Annotated in this window: 18 protein-coding genes; 8 read left to right on the plus strand and 10 right to left on the minus strand. The window is 64.2% G+C overall.

What is annotated here, in order from left to right; genetic code table 11:
* The first annotated feature begins 72 nt into the window (after positions 1 to 72).
* From recN to JOE62_RS07180, 5 genes are all read left to right on the plus strand, one after another.
* Positions 73 to 1,827, plus strand: a complete 1,755-nt coding sequence (gene recN, locus JOE62_RS07160; protein WP_204721469.1) for a DNA repair protein RecN — start codon at positions 73 to 75, stop codon at positions 1,825 to 1,827.
* Positions 1,828 to 1,934: 107 nt separating this feature from the next.
* Positions 1,935 to 3,614, plus strand: coding sequence for a CTP synthase (locus tag JOE62_RS07165; RefSeq protein WP_204721471.1), 1,680 nt, complete (start codon positions 1,935 to 1,937; stop codon positions 3,612 to 3,614).
* 116 nt (positions 3,615 to 3,730) lie between these two features.
* Positions 3,731 to 4,375 carry an NUDIX domain-containing protein gene (locus tag JOE62_RS07170; RefSeq protein WP_204721473.1) on the plus strand — a complete coding sequence of 215 codons (645 nt, stop codon included), beginning with the start codon at positions 3,731 to 3,733 and terminating at the stop codon, positions 4,373 to 4,375.
* Entirely contained in the window at positions 4,372 to 5,295 is a 924-nt protein-coding gene (gene xerD / locus JOE62_RS07175; RefSeq protein WP_204721475.1) for a site-specific tyrosine recombinase XerD, read from the plus strand. Before JOE62_RS07170 ends, xerD begins: the two co-directional genes overlap by 4 nt.
* Complete coding sequence (locus tag JOE62_RS07180) at positions 5,295 to 5,798, plus strand: NUDIX domain-containing protein (RefSeq protein WP_204721477.1); 504 nt, start codon at positions 5,295 to 5,297, stop codon at positions 5,796 to 5,798. The genes xerD and JOE62_RS07180 overlap by 1 nt, the downstream gene beginning before the upstream one ends.
* Here JOE62_RS07180 and JOE62_RS07185 read toward each other — a convergent pair.
* The 6 genes from JOE62_RS07185 to JOE62_RS07210 form a co-directional block, all read right to left on the minus strand.
* The gene (locus JOE62_RS07185) at positions 5,795 to 6,025 is read right to left on the minus strand and encodes a helix-turn-helix domain-containing protein (RefSeq protein WP_204721479.1); all 231 of its coding nucleotides are present in this window, start codon (positions 6,023 to 6,025) and stop codon (positions 5,795 to 5,797) included. The genes JOE62_RS07180 and JOE62_RS07185 overlap by 4 nt on opposite strands.
* Positions 6,025 to 6,522 carry a DUF2975 domain-containing protein gene (locus JOE62_RS07190; RefSeq protein WP_204721481.1) on the minus strand — a complete coding sequence of 166 codons (498 nt, stop codon included), beginning with the start codon at positions 6,520 to 6,522 and terminating at the stop codon, positions 6,025 to 6,027. Before JOE62_RS07190 ends, JOE62_RS07185 begins: the two co-directional genes overlap by 1 nt.
* Before the next feature lie 152 nt (positions 6,523 to 6,674).
* Positions 6,675 to 7,814 (minus strand): bifunctional 2-methylcitrate synthase/citrate synthase, encoded by a 1,140-nt coding sequence (locus tag JOE62_RS07195; protein WP_128470670.1) that lies wholly within the window; start codon positions 7,812 to 7,814, stop codon positions 6,675 to 6,677.
* Positions 7,815 to 7,909: 95 nt separating this feature from the next.
* The gene (gene prpB / locus JOE62_RS07200; RefSeq protein ID WP_204721483.1) at positions 7,910 to 8,839 is read right to left on the minus strand and encodes a methylisocitrate lyase; all 930 of its coding nucleotides are present in this window, start codon (positions 8,837 to 8,839) and stop codon (positions 7,910 to 7,912) included.
* A 1-nt stretch (position 8,840) separates the two neighbouring features.
* A complete protein-coding gene (locus JOE62_RS07205; protein WP_204721484.1) occupies positions 8,841 to 10,358 on the minus strand; it encodes an MmgE/PrpD family protein in 1,518 nt (505 codons plus the stop codon).
* A complete protein-coding gene (locus tag JOE62_RS07210) occupies positions 10,355 to 11,008 on the minus strand; it encodes a GntR family transcriptional regulator (protein ID WP_204721486.1) in 654 nt (217 codons plus the stop codon). Before JOE62_RS07210 ends, JOE62_RS07205 begins: the two co-directional genes overlap by 4 nt.
* 187 nt (positions 11,009 to 11,195) lie before the next feature.
* Between JOE62_RS07210 and JOE62_RS07215 the strand changes: the two genes are divergently transcribed.
* Positions 11,196 to 13,112 (plus strand): AMP-binding protein, encoded by a 1,917-nt coding sequence (locus tag JOE62_RS07215; protein WP_204721488.1) that lies wholly within the window; start codon positions 11,196 to 11,198, stop codon positions 13,110 to 13,112.
* Positions 13,113 to 13,124: 12 nt separating this feature from the next.
* Here JOE62_RS07215 and JOE62_RS07220 read toward each other — a convergent pair whose 3' ends face one another.
* Both JOE62_RS07220 and JOE62_RS07225 read right to left on the minus strand, forming a co-directional pair.
* Positions 13,125 to 13,874, minus strand: coding sequence for a response regulator (locus JOE62_RS07220; protein ID WP_338085762.1), 750 nt, complete (start codon positions 13,872 to 13,874; stop codon positions 13,125 to 13,127).
* Positions 13,875 to 13,889: 15 nt separating this feature from the next.
* The gene (locus tag JOE62_RS07225; RefSeq protein WP_204721490.1) at positions 13,890 to 15,587 is read right to left on the minus strand and encodes an ATP-binding protein; all 1,698 of its coding nucleotides are present in this window, start codon (positions 15,585 to 15,587) and stop codon (positions 13,890 to 13,892) included.
* Positions 15,588 to 15,764: 177 nt separating this feature from the next.
* On the opposite strand from JOE62_RS07225, the gene JOE62_RS07230 reads away from it, so the two are divergent.
* Together JOE62_RS07230 and JOE62_RS07235 are read left to right on the plus strand one after the other, a co-directional pair.
* Positions 15,765 to 17,063, plus strand: coding sequence for a cation:dicarboxylate symporter family transporter (locus JOE62_RS07230; RefSeq protein WP_204721493.1), 1,299 nt, complete (start codon positions 15,765 to 15,767; stop codon positions 17,061 to 17,063).
* 127 nt (positions 17,064 to 17,190) lie between these two features.
* On the plus strand, positions 17,191 to 17,634 hold the full coding sequence (locus tag JOE62_RS07235; protein WP_204721495.1) for a cytidine deaminase family protein: 444 nt from the start codon (positions 17,191 to 17,193) through the stop codon (positions 17,632 to 17,634).
* 16 nt (positions 17,635 to 17,650) lie between these two features.
* Here JOE62_RS07235 and JOE62_RS07240 read toward each other — a convergent pair whose 3' ends face one another.
* Both JOE62_RS07240 and JOE62_RS07245 read right to left on the minus strand, forming a co-directional pair.
* The gene (locus tag JOE62_RS07240; protein ID WP_239543251.1) at positions 17,651 to 17,938 is read right to left on the minus strand and encodes a VOC family protein; all 288 of its coding nucleotides are present in this window, start codon (positions 17,936 to 17,938) and stop codon (positions 17,651 to 17,653) included.
* 178 nt (positions 17,939 to 18,116) lie between these two features.
* Positions 18,117 to 18,527: a hypothetical protein gene (locus JOE62_RS07245; protein ID WP_204721498.1), complete on the minus strand. Its 411-nt coding sequence runs from the start codon at positions 18,525 to 18,527 to the stop codon at positions 18,117 to 18,119.
* Between the last annotated feature and the right edge of the window lie 72 nt (positions 18,528 to 18,599).

Consider the following 18,599-nt stretch of genomic DNA (forward strand, 5'->3'; position numbering starts at 1 on the left):
CGAAAAATAGGATTAGAACACATATACTAAAAACGCACGGTACGACTTGAACTCGACATTCGGGAGCAGGCAATGATTCAGGAAATCCAGATCTCCAACCTCGGAGTGATTACCGAGGCCACGCTGCCGCTTGGCCCCGGGCTCACGGTAGTCACCGGTGAAACGGGCGCTGGCAAGACCATGGTGATCACCGCCCTGTCCCTGCTGCTTGGACGCCGGGCCGATGCCGGTGCGGTGCGCAACGGCGCCAAGCATGCCCTGGCCGAAGCCGTAGTGCACCTGCCCCCGGATCACCACGTACTCGATGCCGCAGGCCAGGCCGGTGCCTTCATCGAGCCGGCGGGGGAGAACAGCGAGCTGCTGCTGTCCCGCTCACTCTCGGCCCAAGGTCGTTCGCGGGCCACCATTGGCGGACGCAGCGCCCCGGTCGGGTTGCTGGCCGAGCTGGGCCATGACCTGGTTGCCGTCCACGGCCAGTCGGACCAGATCCGCCTGAAAGAACCTGTTGCCCAGCGTGACGCGTTGGACCGCTTTGCCGGTAGCTCGCTGTCGCGCACGCTCAGCAGCTACCAGCGCGCCTATCGCCAGTGGCGTTCTGCTTCCAAGGAGCTGGCTGGCCTGAAAACCGATTCGCGCAACCGCGTACGCGAAGCGGAAAATTTGCGCCTGGCGTTGGACGAGATCGATTCGCTGGATCCGCAGCCCGGCGAGGACGAGTCGCTGCGCGAGCAATCCATGAAGCTGGGCAATATCGAATCCCTGCGTACCGCTTGCCAGCAGGCCCAGGCCATCATCGACTCCGAAGATTTCGAAAACCCGGGCGTGACGACCTTGGCCGAGACCGCCCGCGGCGTGCTGGGCCAGGCCAGCGGCGATGACACCGTGCTGGCGGCTTTCGCAGAGCGGGCAGCTGAATTGGGAATTATTGCATCTGAGCTCTCCAGTGATCTTTCCTCCTACGTGGCCGACCTCGATGAAGAAGGCCCGGAGCGCTTGGCACAGATTGAAGCCCGCCGTGCCGACCTGAACAAGCTCGCGCGCAAATACGCGCCGAGCATCGATGAGGTGCTGGCCTGGGCGGCCGAATCCCGCTCCCGGCTCGAAGAACTTGGCGGGGACGACTCGCGCATCGAGGAGCTGGAAGTAGAAGTCGTCGACCTGGAGCACAAGGTTTCCTCGCTGGCCTCGGACCTCTCCGATGCGCGCCGCAAGGCAGCCAAGAAGCTCTCCGCGCAGGTTTCGGCCGAACTGAAGGCCCTGGCGATGCCCGATGCCAAGCTCGTCATCGAGGTGAGCGAATTGGAAGAACCCGGCGGTTTCGGGCAAGACGCAATCTCCATGCTGCTGGCCCCGCATGCTGGCGCCTCGCCGCGGCCGCTGGGCAAGGGTGCCAGCGGCGGCGAGCTCTCCCGCGTCATGCTAGCCATAGAAGTCGTTCTGGCAGCCGTCGATCCGGTACCGACCTTCGTCTTCGATGAAGTGGACCAGGGCGTGGGCGGCAAGGCGGCGGTGGCCATTGGTGAGCGCCTGGCCATGCTGGGCAAGCATGTGCAGGTCATTGTGGTGACCCACCTGCCCCAGGTGGCCGCCTATGCGGATCGGCATATCCGTGTGATCAAGAATTCAGATGCCAAGTCGAAGGCCGGAGCTGGCTACACTGCCAGCGATGTCATCAGCCTGAATCAGGAAGCCCGTGTCAAGGAGCTTGCGCGCATGCTCGCCGGCCAAGAGGAATCCGGCACCGCGCAGGCGCATGCCGAGGAGCTACTCGAGGATGCCCAGAAGCTAGTGTCATCGCTCACCTCAAAGAAATTGGTGAAGGCCTAAAAGTCTTGGTGAACCCCTGAATTACGCGGATGCTATGGCATTGGCCGGTGGTGCACTAGAGTCTTATGAGGATGCGAAATATTGGAATGGTGATAGGATGAAATCCCGTGGTGCAGCGTAATTCAACTCGTGATTCTCGGTCGTCTGAAACGACAAAGCATATCTTCGTCACCGGCGGTGTGGCCTCTTCCCTAGGCAAGGGTTTGACGGCATCCAGCCTCGGACATCTACTTCGAGCTCGTGGTCTCTCAGTGACCATGCAGAAGCTCGACCCGTACCTGAACGTCGATCCAGGTACCATGAACCCTTTCCAGCACGGTGAAGTTTTCGTTACCGACGATGGCGCCGAAACCGACCTGGATATCGGCCACTACGAGCGTTTCCTGGACGAAAACCTGCCAGGTACCGCCAACGTGACCACCGGACAGGTCTACTCGACCGTCCTGGAACGCGAACGCCGCGGTGAATACCTCGGCGATACCGTGCAGGTCATCCCGCACATCACCGATGAGATCAAGCGCCGCATGCGCTTGGCGGCTACCGAACCGGGCGCCGGCAAGTCGGCTCCCGACGTGATCATCACGGAAATCGGTGGCACGGTCGGCGATATCGAGTCCCAGCCATTTCTCGAGGCAGCACGCCAGGTCCGCCAGGACATCGGCCGTAAGAACGCATTCTTCGTGCATGTTTCCCTGGTTCCGTTCATCGGCCCGAGCCATGAACTGAAGACCAAGCCTACCCAGCACTCCGTTGCGGCGTTGCGCTCGATCGGCATCCAGCCAGACGCACTGGTGATCCGCTCGGACCGGCCAATCCCTGCGGAGATGCGCGCCAAGCTTGGCCGCACCTGCGATGTGGACACCGAAGCAGTCATCAACTGCGCCGACGCTCCAAGTATCTACGACATCCCCAAGGTCATCCACTCCCAGGGCTTGGACGCTTACATCGTCCAGACCTTGGAGATGAAGTTCCGCGATGTGGACTGGGAGTCGTGGGATCGACTGCTCGAAGTCGTGCACAACCCGGCAACCGAGCTGACCGTCGCTTTGGTGGGCAAGTACATCGATCTGCCAGATGCCTACCTGTCAGTCACCGAAGCACTGCGTGCCGGCGGTTTCGCCAACAACGCGAAGGTCAACATCCGCTGGGTGCCGGCTGACGACTGCGCTACCGAAGCAGGGGCCGCCAAGGCGCTCGAAGGCGCAGAGGCAATCTGCGTCCCCGGCGGCTTCGGCATCCGCGGCCTGGAAGGCAAGCTGGGCGCACTGCGCTTCGCTCGCGAAAACAAGCTGCCAACCCTGGGCCTGTGCCTGGGGCTGCAGTCGATGGTCATCGAATTCGCCCGCAACATGGCTGGCCTCACCGATGCATCGTCCACCGAATTCGATCCAGAAACCTCCACACCGGTCATCGCGACCATGGAAGAGCAGCTGGAGATCGTCGACGGCAAGGGCGATCTGGGCGGCACCATGCGCCTGGGCCTGTACGACGCAAAGCTGCTTGACGGGTCGGTTCTGGCTGAAACCTATGGCAAGACCGAGGTCGCAGAGCGCCACCGCCATCGCTACGAGGTCAACAACGCATACCGTGCCCAGCTTGAAGAAGCTGGTCTGGTCTTCGCTGGCACCTCGCCAGACGGCAGCCTGGTCGAGTTCGTTGAACTGCCGAAGGACGTGCACCCGTACTACGTCTCCACGCAGGCACACCCAGAGCTCTCCAGCCGCCCAACTCGTCCGCACCCGCTGTTCGCAGGTCTGGTCGAGGCAGCCCTGGAGCTGCGCAAGTAATACAGCTTGCCAGGGGTAAAACTCTGAAGGCAATGCGCGCCGGTCAGTACTGACCGGCGCGTTGCTGTTTAAGCTGGAGAGTAACGACCAGCTTTTTCTACCGAAGGACGATCCTCGTGCCGCTGCATCCGATAGCCGATGAATTCTCGCCGCGTGAATTGCTGAACCGTGAAACCGTGTACGAGGGCCGCATCTGGGACGTCATCCATGACACCGTGAAGCTCTCTGAATCAGGGGCGACGATCGAACGCGACTACATCAACCACCCCGGTGCGGTCAGCGTGCTGGTCATGGATGCCGAGGAGCGCATCTTGATGGTCAACCAGTACCGCCACCCGGTCGGCATGCGCCTGTGGGAAATCCCCGCCGGCCTGCTCGACGTAGCTGGCGAGCCGCCGTTGGACGCCGCCAAGCGCGAATTGTGGGAAGAAGCGGACCGCACCGCCGATCACTGGTCGATCCTCACCGATGTCTTCTTGAGCCCGGGCTCGTCGGCCGAGGCCGTGCGGATCTACCTGGCACGCGATGCGAAGCTGGTCGCAGCAGACCATCGCCATCAGCGGACCGAAGAGGAAGCCGAAATGGTCAGCACCTGGGTTCCCCTGGAAGAAGCCGTTGCCGCGGTGCTGGCAGGAAAGATCCATAACCCCACCGCGACCATCGCCATCCTGGCCGCTCATGCCGCCCGCGCCAACAAGTACCTCGACCTGCGCGACGCGAACGAGCCATTCGACGTGCACCCGTACCTGCGAGAAGGATGAGCAACCAGTTCGAAACCCCGCTCAAGCGCTACCTGCAGCATCTGGCGATCGAGCGCGGGCTGGCCGAGAACACCTTGGCGTCCTACCGCAGGGATCTGACCCGATACATGGATGCGCTGCAAGCGGCAGGCATCGCGCAGCCGCAGCAGATTACCGAGGCAGCCATCAGCGGCTACCTGCAGGAGCTCTCGCGCGGAGACGAAGAGCATCAGCCGTTGAGCGCCCGCTCCGTCGCACGCCACTCGGTAGCCATCCGCCAGCTGCACAAGTACTGGGAACTCGAAGGGATCTGCGCGCCGAATCCTGCCCGCGAGATCCAGCCTCCGGCCATCGGCCAATCCCTGCCCAAGGCAATATCCATCGACCAGGTCACCCGGATCCTTGAATCGGTGAGCATCGAAACCCCTGCCGGGCTGCGGGACCGGGCGATCCTGGAATTCTTGTACTCCACCGGCGCACGCATATCCGAAGTCGTGGACTTGGATGTCGATGATCTGCACTTTGCCGATGATGCCGTGGTGCGCCTGTTCGGCAAGGGATCCAAGGAACGGGTGGTTCCGGTTGGCAGGTACGCCCAGCGTGCGGTCAGCGATTATCTGGTACGTGCTCGTCCCGGGCTGGCCGCCAAGGGAAAGGGCACCCCGGCATTGTTCCTGAACCAGCGCGGGGGACGGCTCTCGCGCCAATCGGTATGGCTGCTGCTGGCCAAGGCGGCCGAACGGGCCGGGATAACTACCGAGGTATCTCCGCATACGCTGCGCCATTCCTTCGCCACGCATTTGCTTGAGGGCGGAGCAGATGTCAGGGTGGTCCAGGAACTGCTGGGGCATGCATCGGTCACCACCACGCAGATCTACACCAAGGTCACCGTTGATTCGCTGCGCGAAGCTTACCAGTTGGCCCACCCGAGGGTGAACTAGTGGCGGGCCGCCGGATGCCCGGTGCCAAGCAGGTAGCCCTCGTTGCCCTGCTTCAGAAACGCGCAGGGAGCCTGCACGTGCTGCTCGGGCGCAAGCGCCGCGGGTTCGGCAAGGGAAATATCGTCTTGCCCGGCGGCAAGATCGAGCCCGGGGAGAGCGCAGAGCAAGCAGCCATCCGGGAATTCCGCGAGGAAACCGGTCTGGTGCTCGCACCGCAGGAACTGGAGCTGGCGGCGCACATCAATTTCCGATTCCCGGCTCAGCCGGCGGCCGACATGGAATGCGCAACCTTCATTGCCCGGCAAGCAACGGGCCAGCCGGAAATCACCGAGGAGCTGGAGCCGCTGTGGGCAGATCCGGCCGTCTTGCCCGTCGAGCAGATGTGGCAGGATTCCCCGTTGTGGCTGCCGAAGCTCGTAGCCGGCGGGAATTTCACCGTTGAGATCGTGCTGGCGCCGGACAACATTTCGGTGCAGGAGATCAGCTTCGAAGACTGGGACTAGCCATCGGCCAGTTGCCTGTCTTCATCGGGTTCGAAGACCAGCAGGTCGCCGGGCTGGCAATCCAGCTCCCGGCACAGCGCTTCAAGGGTGCTGAACCGTACCGCCTTGGCACGCCCGTTCTTGAGCACCGCGAGGTTGGCCGGAGTAATGCCGATGCGTTCGGCCAACTCGCCGACGGCCATTTTGCGGCGGGCCAGCATCACGTCGATATCTACGCGGATTCCCATCAGATGACGCCGCCCAGCTCGGTCCGCAGCTCAGCTGCCTGGGCCTCGGTCATCGCGGCTTGCTCGAGCAGCTGGCGCAGCACGAGCACGATGATGCTGATCCCGATCATCAGCAGCCCGGCTCCGCCAACGAGGAGGATGACCCCAGGGGCGATGTCGGTGCTCGCGGCAAAGATGGTCCCGAGGGCGAAAGTGGCAAGCGCGCCAACCGCGAAGGCGACGATGATGGGGGTGACATAGCCCAGCGACGCGGGATCGAAGACGGTGCCGCGCTTGACCCTCGTAGCCAGTTTCCACACGCTGTAGACACAAGTTTCAATGACCAGCCCGGCGAGAATCAGGTAGCCGAGGAAAACGGCTTGGAAGAACTTGTCGGTACCGTTGCTTGGCGACTCATGGATGAGGATCATCGGTATCATGAACAGCTGCACAAAGAGCGTGCCGGCCAGGATGACGGCGAGAACTACCTTCAAGCCGATAATGCTGTACTTTCCCATGGCTAAGACCTTATCGTTCTTCGAAATCTTCCTATCGTTAAACGATAGGCAAAGTGGTCTGCGGCGGCAACTCCGGACAGCTTGGGCATGGAAATGGCCACGGGCTGACGCGGTTGCGCCATTCCCGTGGCCAATGCCAGGACGCGAAGTGCTTACAGCGAACGCTGCTCCACGCCGTTGTAGGCCGAGAGCGGGCGGATCAGCGCGTTGGCTGCGCGCTGTTCGAAGATGTGGCTGGTCCAGCCGGTGATGCGCGCCGCGATGAAGATCGGGGTGAACATCTCGGTGTCGAAGCCCATCAGGTGATAGGTCGGGCCGGCAGGGTAGTCGAGGTTCGGCTTGATGGCCTTGGCCTCGTCCATGGCGGCCTCCAGGCCGTCGTACAGGCCCAGCATTTCATGGCGGCCATAGTGCTCGATCATGCGATCCAGTGCGGCCTTCATGGTAGGCACTCGGGAGTCGCCGTGCTTGTAGACGCGGTGGCCGAAGCCCATGACCTTCTTCTTGGCGGCGAGTGCTTCTTCCATCCAGGCCTTGGCGCGCTTGGCGGCATCCTCGCGGGATTCCTCCTTGTTAATGCCGATCTCGTTGAAGGTGTGCATGACTGCTTCGTTTGCGCCGCCGTGCAGCGGGCCCTTCAGTGCGCCGATCGCCCCGGTGACTGCCGAATGCAGGTCGGAGAGGGTCGAGGTGATGACGCGGGCGGTGAAGGTCGAGGCGTTGAAGGAGTGCTCCGCGTAGAGCACCATCGACACGCGGAAGGCGTCGACGACCTCTGGGGCCGCTTCTTCGCCGAAGGTCATCCACAGGAAGTTCGAGGAGTAGTCGAGATCCTCGCGTGGAGCCACAGCATCCTGGCCGCGGCGGCGGCGCTGGTCGTAGGCAACCACTGCAGGGAAGGCGGCGAACAGTTCCTTGGCCTTGAGCAGCTCAGCCTCGGGGGAGGAGTTCTCGGCCTCGGGGTGGTTGGCGCCGATCACCGAGACCGCGGTGCGGCCCACGTCCATCGGGTGGCAGTCGGTTGGCAGCAGGTCGATGGCTGCCTTGACGCGTGGATCCAGGGCGCGGTTGGCCCGCTCGAAAGCGCAGAACTCGGTCAGTTCGCTTTGGGTTGGCAGCTCGCCGGTCCAGAGCAGCAGGGCCACCTCTTCGAACGACTTGTTCGCGGCCAGATCCTGGACGGGGTAGCCGCGGTAGAGCAGCGAGTTGGTTTCTGGATTGACCTTGGAGACAGCGGTGTAGTCAACGACGACGCCTGCCAGGCCCTTCTTGATTTCCTCGGTGGCAGTCATTCTTGCTCCTCTTCATTGCCGGAGAATAATAATGCTTTGGGTTGCGCCAGCCGGCGGGTGCCGGCCGGCGCAGATGGTGCTAAATGCTTGCGAGCCTAGAGGTTCGCGCTGTTGGAACCAATGTCCAGGGTCGGGACCTGGAAGTTGAAGATTCCGGTATCGAAGCGGTTGTAGGCCTCGTAGTCCACGAGCTCGTACAAACGTGACCTGGTCAACATGTTATCCACTTCGCGCTGCTGGGTGCCATCTTCGCTGATGGCATCCAGTACGCGTTCAGCGGCGCCCATGGCGCTGCGCAGCAGGGTGACCGGGTAGATGATCAGCGCGACGCCTGCATCTGCCAGTTCCTGGCGCTTGAACAATTCCGACTTGCCGAACTCGGTCATGTTGGCCAGCACCGGCACGTCCACCGCGTTGCAGATCGCCTCGAACTCGGCGACGTTCTTCATCGCCTCCGGGAAGATCGCGTCCGCTCCGGCATCAACCATCGCCTTGGCGCGATCGACTGCCGCATCCAGGCCCTCGACCGCACGGATGTCGGTGCGGGCCATGATCAGGAAGTTCCCATCAATGCGCGCGTCGGCGGCGGCCGCGACGCGCTTGAGCATGGTTTCGGTATCCACCACGTTCTTGCCATCCAGGTGCCCGCAGCGCTTCGGGTTGAACTGGTCCTCGATGTGGCAGCCGGCCAGGCCGGCGTGTTCCAGCTCCTGGATGGTGCGGGCCACGTTCATCGGCTCGCCGAAGCCGGTGTCGGCATCCACGATCGACGGCAGGTCGGTCATGCGGGCGATCTGCCCGGCGCGGGTGGCGACCTCGGTCAACGAGGTCAGGCCGATATCCGGCAGGCCCAGATCGTTGGCCAGCACCGCACCGGAGATGTAGACGCCGTCGAAATTCTTCTCGCTGATCAGCTTGGCCGAGAGCGGGTTGAAGGCTCCGGGGAACTGGCGGGCAGCACCCGGGGTGAGCATCTCGCGCAGCGCAACGCGCTTTGCAGCGGGGGTCTTGGTTGAGTACAGCATCTTAGAACAGGCCCTTCGGTGCGGCCGCGGTGTCGATGACCCCTGCTGCGGCCTGGATGTTCAGCTGATCCAGTTCGCCGGCGGCCAGGTTTTCCAGGTTCTCGGCGGCGGCGATGAAGCGGTTGATCTCCGCCTCGTCGACCAGGCCCTCGGCGAGGGTGCGGAACTTGTTGATGTACTGCTCGCGGGCGAATGGACGGGCGCCCAGCGGGTGCGCGTCGGCAACGGCGATCTGATCGGTGATCACGGTGCCGTCGTTCAGGGTGATTTCCACCGAACCGCCGAAGGCCTTCTCCGCGATGTCCAGCGAGTGGTAGCGGCGGGTCCACTCGGCGTCTTCCTCGGTGGTGACCTTGTTCCACAGCTCAACGGTATCGGCACGGCCGGCGCGCTCCGGCGAGTAGGAATCCACGTGGTGCCAGGCGCCGTCCTGCAGGGCGACGGTGAAGATGTACGGGATCGAGTGGTCCAGGGTCTCGCGCGAAGCGGTCGGATCGTACTTCTGCGGGTCGTTGGCGCCGGAGCCGATGACGTAGTGGGTGTGGTGGCTGGTCTTGATCAGCACCGAGGCCACGTTCTTCGGGTCGGTGACTTCCGGGTGCTCGCCGTGCAGCTTGCGAGCCAGGTCGATCCAGGCCTGCGCCTGGTACTCGGCCGAGTGCTCCTTGGTGTAGGTGTCCAGGATGGCGCGCTTGGCTTCGCCGGCCTCTGGCAGCGGCACCTCGTAGGCGGCGTCCTTGCCATCGAGCATCCAGGCGATGACGCCGTCTTCGCCTTCGTAGATCGGCACTGGGGAGGTCTGGCCGCGCATAGCGCGGTCGGCGGCCTCGACTGCCATCTTGCCGGCGAAGGCCGGGGCGTGGGCCTTCCAAGTGGAGATTTCGCCCTTGCGCGACTGGCGGGTGGCGGTGGTGGTGTGCAGGCCCTGGCCCACGGCCTGGAAGATGGTCTCGACATCGAGTCCGAGCAGGGTGCCGATGCCGGCGGCGGCCGATGGGCCCAGGTGCGCCACGTGATCGATCTTGTGCTTGTGCAGGCAGATGGCCTTAACCAGGTCCACCTGGATTTCGTAGCCGGTGGCGATGCCGCGGATCAGGTCCTTGCCCGATGCGCCGGTGTGCTGGGCAACGGCCAGGATCGGCGGAATGTTATCGCCCGGGTGGGAGTACTCGGCGGCCAGGAAGGTGTCGTGGTAGTCCAGTTCGCGCACGGCCACGCCGTTGGCCCAGGCAGCCCATTCGGGGGACACCTTCTCGGAAATGCCGAACACCGAGGCGCCCTTGCCGCCGGTGGAAGGGGCATGGGTCAGCGCCTGGGCGCGGGCAGCGATAATCGGGCCGCGGTTCAGCGACGCGATGGCAACCGAAGCGTTGTCGATGATGCGGTTGATGATCATTTCGGTCACTTCGCTGGTGACCTCTACCGGATCGGCGGCAACCTTGGCGATCTTATGTGCCAGCTGGTCTTCGCGAGCCAGGTTTTCCTCGGAGCGGTATACGCGTACTGGGTGGTTGATCATGCTAACTGCCTTTCTGATCCGACCGCGTGGGTCATGATGTGGGTGAAGGATTCGTGCAGGTGGACTGTGGTGGCCGCGGCTGCGACCTCTGGGTTACCGCTGGCAATCGCTCGTGCGATGGCCGCATGCTCGGAAGCGGAAGCCTTGAGCCTTTCGGGATTGTCCTTGGCCAGGCGCCGCACCCGTTGCAGGTTCACCCGCAAGGTGCGCAGCGCGTTGGACAGGTACTTGTTGCTGGCCGCTTCGTCGATCGACTCGTCCAGCAGCTGCACCAGCTGGTAGTAGGACTCCCGGGATCCGGGAAGCTCCACTTCCTTGACGGCTGCTTCGAAGCGGCTGGCCAGCTCGTTGAAGGCCGCTCGCTCCGTCGACTTGGCAGCTTCGCGTGCGCTGGCGCATTCCAGCGCCACGCGCAGAACGAACAGGTCCTCTACGTGGTCTTCGCTGACCTCGGACACGACAGCGCCGCGTCCGCGTTGCTGCACCGCCAAGCCGTCGGCGACCAATCGGCCCAGGGCCTCGCGCACTGGAGTGCGGGACACGCCCAGGCGTTCGGACTGCTCTACTTCGGCAAGAACGGTGCCGGGAGACAGCCGCCATTCGACGATGTCGGCGCGGAGGCTCTCGTAGACCTTATCGCTTGCTCTCATGGCTCCAGTGTATACAAAGAAGGGAGAAATTTGTGAGCTGGATCCGATTTATTTGGAAGTTTTTCAAAATCTGTATACAACGTAGTTGCGATCATGTGATCGTACTCATACAGTTAATGCCAAGAGGACGACCTCAATCACCACGCAGGTGCCGGGTAATGACGCCCGGGGCCAGGAGGAGAGAACCATGGTGCAGGAATACCGCCAGGCCTTTGAGCAAGCCACCACTGACCCAGCAGCATTCTGGCTGCAAGCCGCCGAGGATATCCGCTGGGAAACGGCACCGCAGATTGCGTTGGACGATTCGCGCAAACCGCTGTACGGCTGGTTCCCGGATGGCACGCTGAACCTTTCGGCCAACGCACTGGACCGCCACGTCGACGCCGGCCGCGGGGAGAGCACCGCGCTGATCTACGATTCGGCCATGCTGGGCACCGTCACCAAATACACCTACTCCGAGCTGCTGCGCGAAGTGGAAGTCTTCGCCGGCGTGCTGGCCGAACGCGGCGTGAAGACCGGGGACCGCGTGCTGATCTACCTGCCGATGATCCCGCAGGCGGCCATCGCGATGCTCGCCTGCGCCCGACTGGGCGCCATCCATTCTGTAGTCTTCGGTGGCTTCGCGCCCAAGGAACTGGCGGCACGCATCACCGACTGCGCCCCGGTGGCGATCGTCACCGCCTCGGGCGGCATCGAGCCGAGCCGCCGCATCGAATACCTGCCGGCGGTGGCCGAGGCGCTGAGCCTGGCGGAGCCTGCGGTCAAGGACGTGATCGTCGCCCGCCGCGAAGGCTTCGAGCACTCGCTGTACGAATACCAGGGCAAGCCGGTCAACGGGCAGCAGATCAATTGGCTGGACTGGGATGAGCAGGCGAAGACCGCGTCGCCGGCCGGGCCGGTGTCCGTGCCATCCACCCACCCGCTCTACGTGCTGTACACGTCGGGCACCACCGGGGCACCGAAGGGCGTGGTGCGTGATACCGGCGGCTACGCCACCGCGCTGCAGTTCTCCATGAACGCGATCTACGACGTGCATCCGGGCGACACCATGTTCACCGCCTCCGATGTGGGCTGGGTGGTCGGCCACTCCTACATCGTCTACGCGCCGCTGATCGCCGGCGCCACCACGGTGCTCTACGAGGGCAAGCCCATCGGCACCCCGGACGCCGGGGTCTTCGGCCGCATCATCGCGGACCACAAGGTCACCACGATGTTCACCGCGCCGACGGCGTTGCGCGCGGTGCGCAAGGACGATCCGGAAGGTGCGCTGATCGCCAGCCACGATTTGTCCAGCCTGCGCGCGCTGTTCGTCGCCGGCGAGCGGCTGGACCCTGACACCTACCACTTCGCCTCGAAGCTGCTGGGCATTCCGGTGGTGGACAACTGGTGGCAGACCGAAACCGGCTGGCCGATCGCCTCGAACCCGCTGGGCCTGGAGGAGCTGCCGGCCAAGGCCGGTTCGCCTACCACCCCGGTGCCTGGCTTCGACGTGCAGATCCGCGACGCGCTGGGCGAGCGGCTCGGTGCGAACCTGGAAGGCAATATCGTCGTCCGGCTGCCCTTGCCGCCTGGCGCGCTGACCACCCTGTGGGGCAACGACCAGCGCTTCATCGACACCTACTTGTCGCAGATCGACGGGTTCTACCTGACCGGCGATTCCGGCTACCTGGACGACGACGGCTACCTGTTCGTCATGGGGCGCACCGATGACGTGATCAACGTGTCAGGGCACAGGTTGTCCACCGGCGCCATGGAACAGGTGCTGGCCAGCCATCCGTCCGTGGCAGAATGCGCCGTGATCGGACTGGCCGATGCGCTCAAGGGCCAGCGGGCCAGCGGCTACGTGGTGCTCAAGTCCGGGGTGGACATCGAGGAGGAAACGTTGAAGAAGGAAATCGTCGCGCTGGTGCGCCAGCACATCGGTGCGGTCGCCGACTTCCGCGAGGTCACCGTCGTCGCCGCGCTGCCCAAGACCCGTTCGGGCAAGATCCTGCGCAAGACCATGCGGCAGATTGCCGACGGCAAGGAGTACTCGGTCCCGTCGACCATCGAGGACACGAGCGTGCTCGACGAGCTGGTGCCGCTGCTGCGTCCAGAGGCCTAGATCTCGTCAGTGCTAGCCATGGGAGGCCGCCCGGTATTCATATTCCGGGCGGCCTCTCGTGCCGTGCCGGGGCTGCTTGACCACGGCCTTGGCCTCGGTCAGATGCTCCAGATAGCGCCGTGCGGTGACCCGGGAGATGCCCAGCTCTTCGCCGAGCTCGGTGGCGGACAAGCAGGTATCGGGCTTGCTGCGCAGCAGGCCGGTGATCTGCGCCAGCGTTTCAGGGATCAGGCCCTTGGGCAGCGACGCCGAGGCGGTGGTGGTGCGCAACGCGGAGAACGCATTATCCAGCGCGGCCTGGCTGGTATCCGGGCCGCTGGAGCTGATCTCGGAAATGAAACGCCGGTGGTTCTCCAATTTCTCGGTGAACGCCGCGAAGGTGAAGGGCTTGATCAGGTACTGGGTGATGCCTGTGGCGACCGCCGAACGCACCACCGCCAGGTCGCGCACCGCGGTGATCGCGATGATGTCGGTGGTCAGCCCGTGGCCGCGCATGCGCTTGGCGACGTCGATGCCGTGCAGGTCGGGCAAGGTCATATCCAGCAGGACCAGGTCGAAGGGTTCGTGCGCTGCGCGCGCCTCGGACAGCAGCGCGAGCGCCTGCTGGCCATTGGCTGCAATGGCTCCGGTGGCGAATCCGGGCACGCGGTTGACGTACTTCGCGTGGGAAGCTGCGGTTTCCGGTTCGTCGTCGACAACGAGGACCCTGAAGGTGTGCGCGGGCAAGCCCGGCGCGGGCGTGGCTGCAGCGGAGTCGTGCACTCGAAACCTCCCGGTCTAGTCGCTGTTTTTCAGGGGCAGGGTGACGGTGAAGATTGCTCCGGCGTCGTTGTCAACATTCATTGTGCCACCTAGCCGGAGCACCGCCTGCTGCACCAGCGCCAGGCCGAGGCCGCGCGGTTGGCCGCCGGCCTTCGTGCTGACCCCGAAGCGCAGCAGCTGATCGAGGAATTCCGGCTCGATGCCCGGACCCGAATCGGCCACCGAGATGATCAGCTCGTCATCGGCCGCTGCGACTTCCACCCACACCGTCGCGTCCTCGGTGCCGGCCGAGGCGTCCAGCGCGTTATCCAGCAGGTTGCCGACGATCGTGACTATATCGGTGGCGGCGAACGCGTCGCTCGGGATCTGTCCCTGCGTGTTGATATCGAGCTGCACGCCGCGCTCGTTCGCCTGGGCGGCCTTGGCCACCAGCAGGCTGGAGAGGTAGACGTCGTCGATGGAATGCACAATCGCATCGGTGAGCTTCTGCGAGTGCTGGCGGTCATCGACCGCGAAAGCCAGCGCCTTGCCGCTCTGCCCATTTTCGATCAGCGTGGCAATGGTGTGCAGGCGGTTGGCATGCTCATGGGTCTGCGCTCGCAGGGCGGTGGAGAAGGTCTTCAGCGACTGCACCTCGCCGGCCAGCTCCTGCACTTCGGTCAGATCGCGCAGCGTCATGACCTGGCCGGTCAGCGGCTGGGAACGGAACCAGCGTACCGGCAGCCCGCCGCGCCGGGGCAGGCGCGCGTTGGTCAGGCGGGCCGGCCCCTGGGAGATGGACAGCACCGTGCGGGCGCCCAAATGGATCTCGTCCTTGCAGCTGCGCCCGGTCGCCATCAGGGTGCGCAGGGTTTCGGGGATCTGCACCTGGTCGAGATCCAACCCGCCGGGAGGGACTTCTTCGGGGAAGCCGAGCAATCGGGCCGCTTCCTGGTTATAGAGCACGATGCGGTGCCGCCGATCCAGCAGCACCAGGCCTTCGCGCACCGAATGCAGCGCGGAGAAATAGAAGGCGTAGAGCCGGCGCAACCCGTGCGGGCCGAAGCCCAGCGTGGCCTGGTTGACGTAGCGGGAAAAGGACCATGAGCTGAAGCCGGCCAGCAGCAAGGCCAGCGCCGACACGGCCAGGATCTGCGGCAGCTCGCTGCGGTAGATCGACTGTAGGCTTTCCAGCGTGATGCCAGTGGCGACCATGCCCACCAGCTTGCCATCGTGGTACACCGGGGCGATGGTGCGCACCGAAAGCCCCAGGGTGCCCAAGGCGACCTCGTTGTAGGTTTGGCCGGCCTGCGCCTGGCGGATGCTTCCCGAATAAGGCTTGCCCAGCTGCGCGGGATTGGGGTGGGTGACGCGCAGGGCTTCGGCGGTCATGATCGTGATGAAATCCACGCCCTGCCCGCGGTCCAGGATCTTGTTGGTGTAGGGCTGCAGCAGCTCAGTGGGGTTCTCGCCGGCCAGCGCTTCGGCCACGAAGGGGTCGTTGGCCAGGGTGATGGAGATCGCGGCCACCGTGGCCTGCTTGTCGTCCTGGATCACCTGCGCCTGGTGCTGGTAGGTGGCGACGGCCAGGCCCACGACAACGAGGATGACCACCAGCATCTGCGCCGCGAAGATGACTACCGCAAGGGACCAGCCGTCGCGGCTCAGCGGGGCGGGGGAAGCGGAGTAGCCGGCGGGGCGGGCCAGCGACAGGTCGGTGAAATGATCGGTCACTGCGCGCATCTCCTCGTGCTGGTTGCTCCTGGCAGGCCCACCGCGTGACCAATATGAACGCAATGGAGATGCGGATCACTTTGCGCCGCACCATGGATACAGAACGATTCTACGTAATGCCGGCCGCGCAAGGGTGCGCCGTCCGGTTCCACACGCACACGAGGGTAGGACCACGCAATGGCTGTCACAGATCAGATGACGCCGGCAGGCAATTCGCCGCAGGCCGGAACGAAGAAGAAGGACAAGACCCACTGGCTGTACATCATGGTGATTGCCGCCGTGGTGCTCGGCGCAGCGGTCGGCCTGTTGGCCCCGGATCTCGGCAAGGCGCTCAAGCCGCTGGGCACCGGATTCGTCGCGCTGATCAAGATGCTGATCGCTCCGGTCATCTTCTGCACCATCGTGCTGGGTGTCGGTTCGATCGCCAAGGCGGCGACCGTCGGCAAGGTCGGCGGCCTGGCGCTGATGTACTTCATCACCATGTCCACCTTCGCGCTGGCCATCGGCCTGGTCGTGGGCAACATCATCCACCCGGGCTCGGGGCTGCGGCTCGAACCGTATGAGTCTGGCGCCAAGGGCGAAGAGAACTCCACCGTGGCCTTCCTGCTGGACATGATTCCGGGCGACATCCCCGTGCTGCCTACCCTGGTGCTGGCATTGCTGGTCGGCTTCGCGCTGCAGTCCATGGGCAAGCCCGGCGAACCGGTGCTCAACGGCATCAAGCACATCCAGGCCGTGGTCTTCCGCTTGATGATGATGATCATGTGGGCTGCCCCGATCGGCGCGTTCGGTGCCATCGCCGCAGTGGTCGGTGCTACCGGCTGGGCCGCCATCGGCTCGATGGCGATCCTCATGGGTGCCTTCTACGTCACCTGCGCGCTGTTCATCGTCGTCGTCCTGGGCAGCCTGCTGCGCCTGGTCACCGGCCTGAATATCTTCCTGCTGCTGAAGTACCTGGCTCGCGAGTACCTGCTGATCTTCTCCACCTCTTCCTCCGAGTCGGCGCTGCCGCGCCTGATCGCCAAGATGGAGCACGCTGGCGTGTCCAAGCCGGTTGTCGGCATCACCGTGCCGACCGGCTACTCCTTCAACCTCGATGGCACCGCCATCTACCTGACCATGGCTGCCCTGTTCGTCTCCACCGCCATGGGCATGCCGATGAGCCTGGGCGAGCAGATCGGCCTGCTGCTCTTCATGATCATCGCTTCCAAGGGCGCCGCCGGCGTGACCGGTGCCGGCCTGGCAACCCTGGCTGCAGGCCTGCAGTCGCACCGTCCGGAGCTGCTGGACGGCATGGGCGTGATCGTGGGCATCGACAAGTTCATGTCCGAGGCCCGCGCGCTGACCAACTTCACCGGCAACGCCGTAGCAACGCTGCTGATCGGCAAGTGGACCAAGGAAATCGACATGGACCAGGCCCAGGCAGTGCTGGCCGGCAACCGTCCATTCGACGAGAACAGCGTCGAAGGGCACTAGTTCGCCAGGCCCTTAGCCAGGAATCCGTTATCCGACACGTTCGGGTAGCGGATTTCTGGGTTTAAGCCCTTTGGCACGACAGGCCAAAGCGTCGTGGCTGCGAGAGGCCTGTGGCTAGGCTGGAGCCATGAACGCAACACCGTACGAGCTGCACTGCCGTGAACTGGCAGAAGCCGAAGTAGAGCTGATTGAGCTGGCCCGGCGGACCATCGAGGCGGTGACCGACGCGCCCGATGGCGGCGACGGGATGCACACCATGGGGGCCGCTGTGCTTGCTGCCGATGGCACGATGCATGCAGGAGTGAATTTCTACCATTTCACTGGAGGCCCGTGCGCAGAGCTGGTGGCCCTGGGAGCCGCTCGCGCCTCCGGGGCGGTGGATCCGCAGGTGGTGGTCGCGGTGGGCAATCAGGGGCGCGGAATCAAGAACCCGTGCGGTCGCTGCCGGCAGGTGATGGCCGACAGCTACCCGCGGCTGCGGGTTATTGTCCAGACACCGGGCGGGGCGCGCAGCATCGCCATCGGTGAACTGCTGCCATGGTCCTTCGATTGGGTGGTCGAGCAGGCCTGAGTGCCTGGGGCAAGGCTCAGCGCGAAAGTCCCACCAGCGGAGAAGCCAGCACCACCCGGTTGCCGTTGGGGTCCTGAAGCTGCAGGATCCGTGCCCCGCCGGGCTGCGGGCCCTGGTGCTCGATGCCTGATTCGAGCAGGCGTTCGGCCTGGTCATCCAGGTCGGCGACTTCCAGGACTATTGTGCTGTGCCCTGCGCGTTCGGGGTCCGCGAAGACCTGGACGCCGATGCCCGGGGCCAGATGCCATTCGATCAGCCTGTCCATGAGCCGCGCATCCGGCGCCCCGGCCAAAGAGCCGGGCATACCAGTTCTCCGCCCGAGACACATCGGACACCGTGCAATTGACGAGCATTCCCGTGAACATCGCCCTCGCCCCTTTGGCCACCAGTTACCAACGCGTGTTCAACCATTCGACCACCGCACGGCGGCAGGTTCAAGAGCTCGGCCGGAGCGCCAGCGGATGACCGGGCTGGGCGCCGGATCAGCGGCCGCCCGAAGCGAGCAGCCGCTGCAGGCGCGGGCCGAAACGGACCTCGTGCTCCAGCTTCACCAGCTCCTCGGCGGGCACCTGGATCCGCTGGGCGGCCAGCAGGGAAGCGATGTAGTTCCAGTAATCGTGCAGCGCCTCGGCCTGGGTTTGCCCCGGAGACGGCTCGTCCGGACCGACCACGACCAGCGAAGTTGCACGGATTTCAGCAGGTGTCACCTGCTGCCACTGCGCGCTGGTGGAGAACCCGCGGTCATCGAGCAGCACGATGCATCTCCCGTCGTCCAGCTGGGCTTGGAAGAGCACGCCGACGCTGACCTGGGTGCTGCCCGGCTCGGCTTCGGCCAGGCTGAGGAACTTGGCAATCGCCTTCATCGCTGCCTTTCGGTTAAGGCCAGTTGGCATTCAGCTCGCATACAACATTAGAGCTAAGGTTCAAGGTAAAGGCTCGCCGTGAAAGAGCCCAAAAAACCAAGA

Source organism: Glutamicibacter nicotianae, assembly GCF_016907615.1.
GTDB lineage: Bacteria > Actinomycetota > Actinomycetes > Actinomycetales > Micrococcaceae > Glutamicibacter > Glutamicibacter nicotianae.

What these genes read in the sequence shown, in the direction of transcription:
- JOE62_RS07240 (WP_239543251.1), bottom strand. Translation starts at nt 17,938, where the DNA reads ATGCCCGGCTCTTTGGCCGGGGCGCCGGATGCGCGGCTCATGGACAGG.
- JOE62_RS07210 (WP_204721486.1), bottom strand. Translation starts at nt 11,008, where the DNA reads ATGAGAGCAAGCGATAAGGTCTACGAGAGCCTCCGCGCCGACATCGTC.
- JOE62_RS07190 (WP_204721481.1), bottom strand. Translation starts at nt 6,522, where the DNA reads ATGGGAAAGTACAGCATTATCGGCTTGAAGGTAGTTCTCGCCGTCATC.
- recN (WP_204721469.1), top strand. Translation starts at nt 73, where the DNA reads ATGATTCAGGAAATCCAGATCTCCAACCTCGGAGTGATTACCGAGGCC.
- xerD (WP_204721475.1), top strand. Translation starts at nt 4,372, where the DNA reads ATGAGCAACCAGTTCGAAACCCCGCTCAAGCGCTACCTGCAGCATCTG.
- prpB (WP_204721483.1), bottom strand. Translation starts at nt 8,839, where the DNA reads ATGCTGTACTCAACCAAGACCCCCGCTGCAAAGCGCGTTGCGCTGCGC.
- JOE62_RS07195 (WP_128470670.1), bottom strand. Translation starts at nt 7,814, where the DNA reads ATGACTGCCACCGAGGAAATCAAGAAGGGCCTGGCAGGCGTCGTCGTT.
- JOE62_RS07185 (WP_204721479.1), bottom strand. Translation starts at nt 6,025, where the DNA reads ATGGGAATCCGCGTAGATATCGACGTGATGCTGGCCCGCCGCAAAATG.
- JOE62_RS07230 (WP_204721493.1), top strand. Translation starts at nt 15,765, where the DNA reads ATGGCTGTCACAGATCAGATGACGCCGGCAGGCAATTCGCCGCAGGCC.
- JOE62_RS07245 (WP_204721498.1), bottom strand. Translation starts at nt 18,527, where the DNA reads ATGCCAACTGGCCTTAACCGAAAGGCAGCGATGAAGGCGATTGCCAAG.
- JOE62_RS07215 (WP_204721488.1), top strand. Translation starts at nt 11,196, where the DNA reads ATGGTGCAGGAATACCGCCAGGCCTTTGAGCAAGCCACCACTGACCCA.
- JOE62_RS07235 (WP_204721495.1), top strand. Translation starts at nt 17,191, where the DNA reads ATGAACGCAACACCGTACGAGCTGCACTGCCGTGAACTGGCAGAAGCC.
- JOE62_RS07205 (WP_204721484.1), bottom strand. Translation starts at nt 10,358, where the DNA reads ATGATCAACCACCCAGTACGCGTATACCGCTCCGAGGAAAACCTGGCT.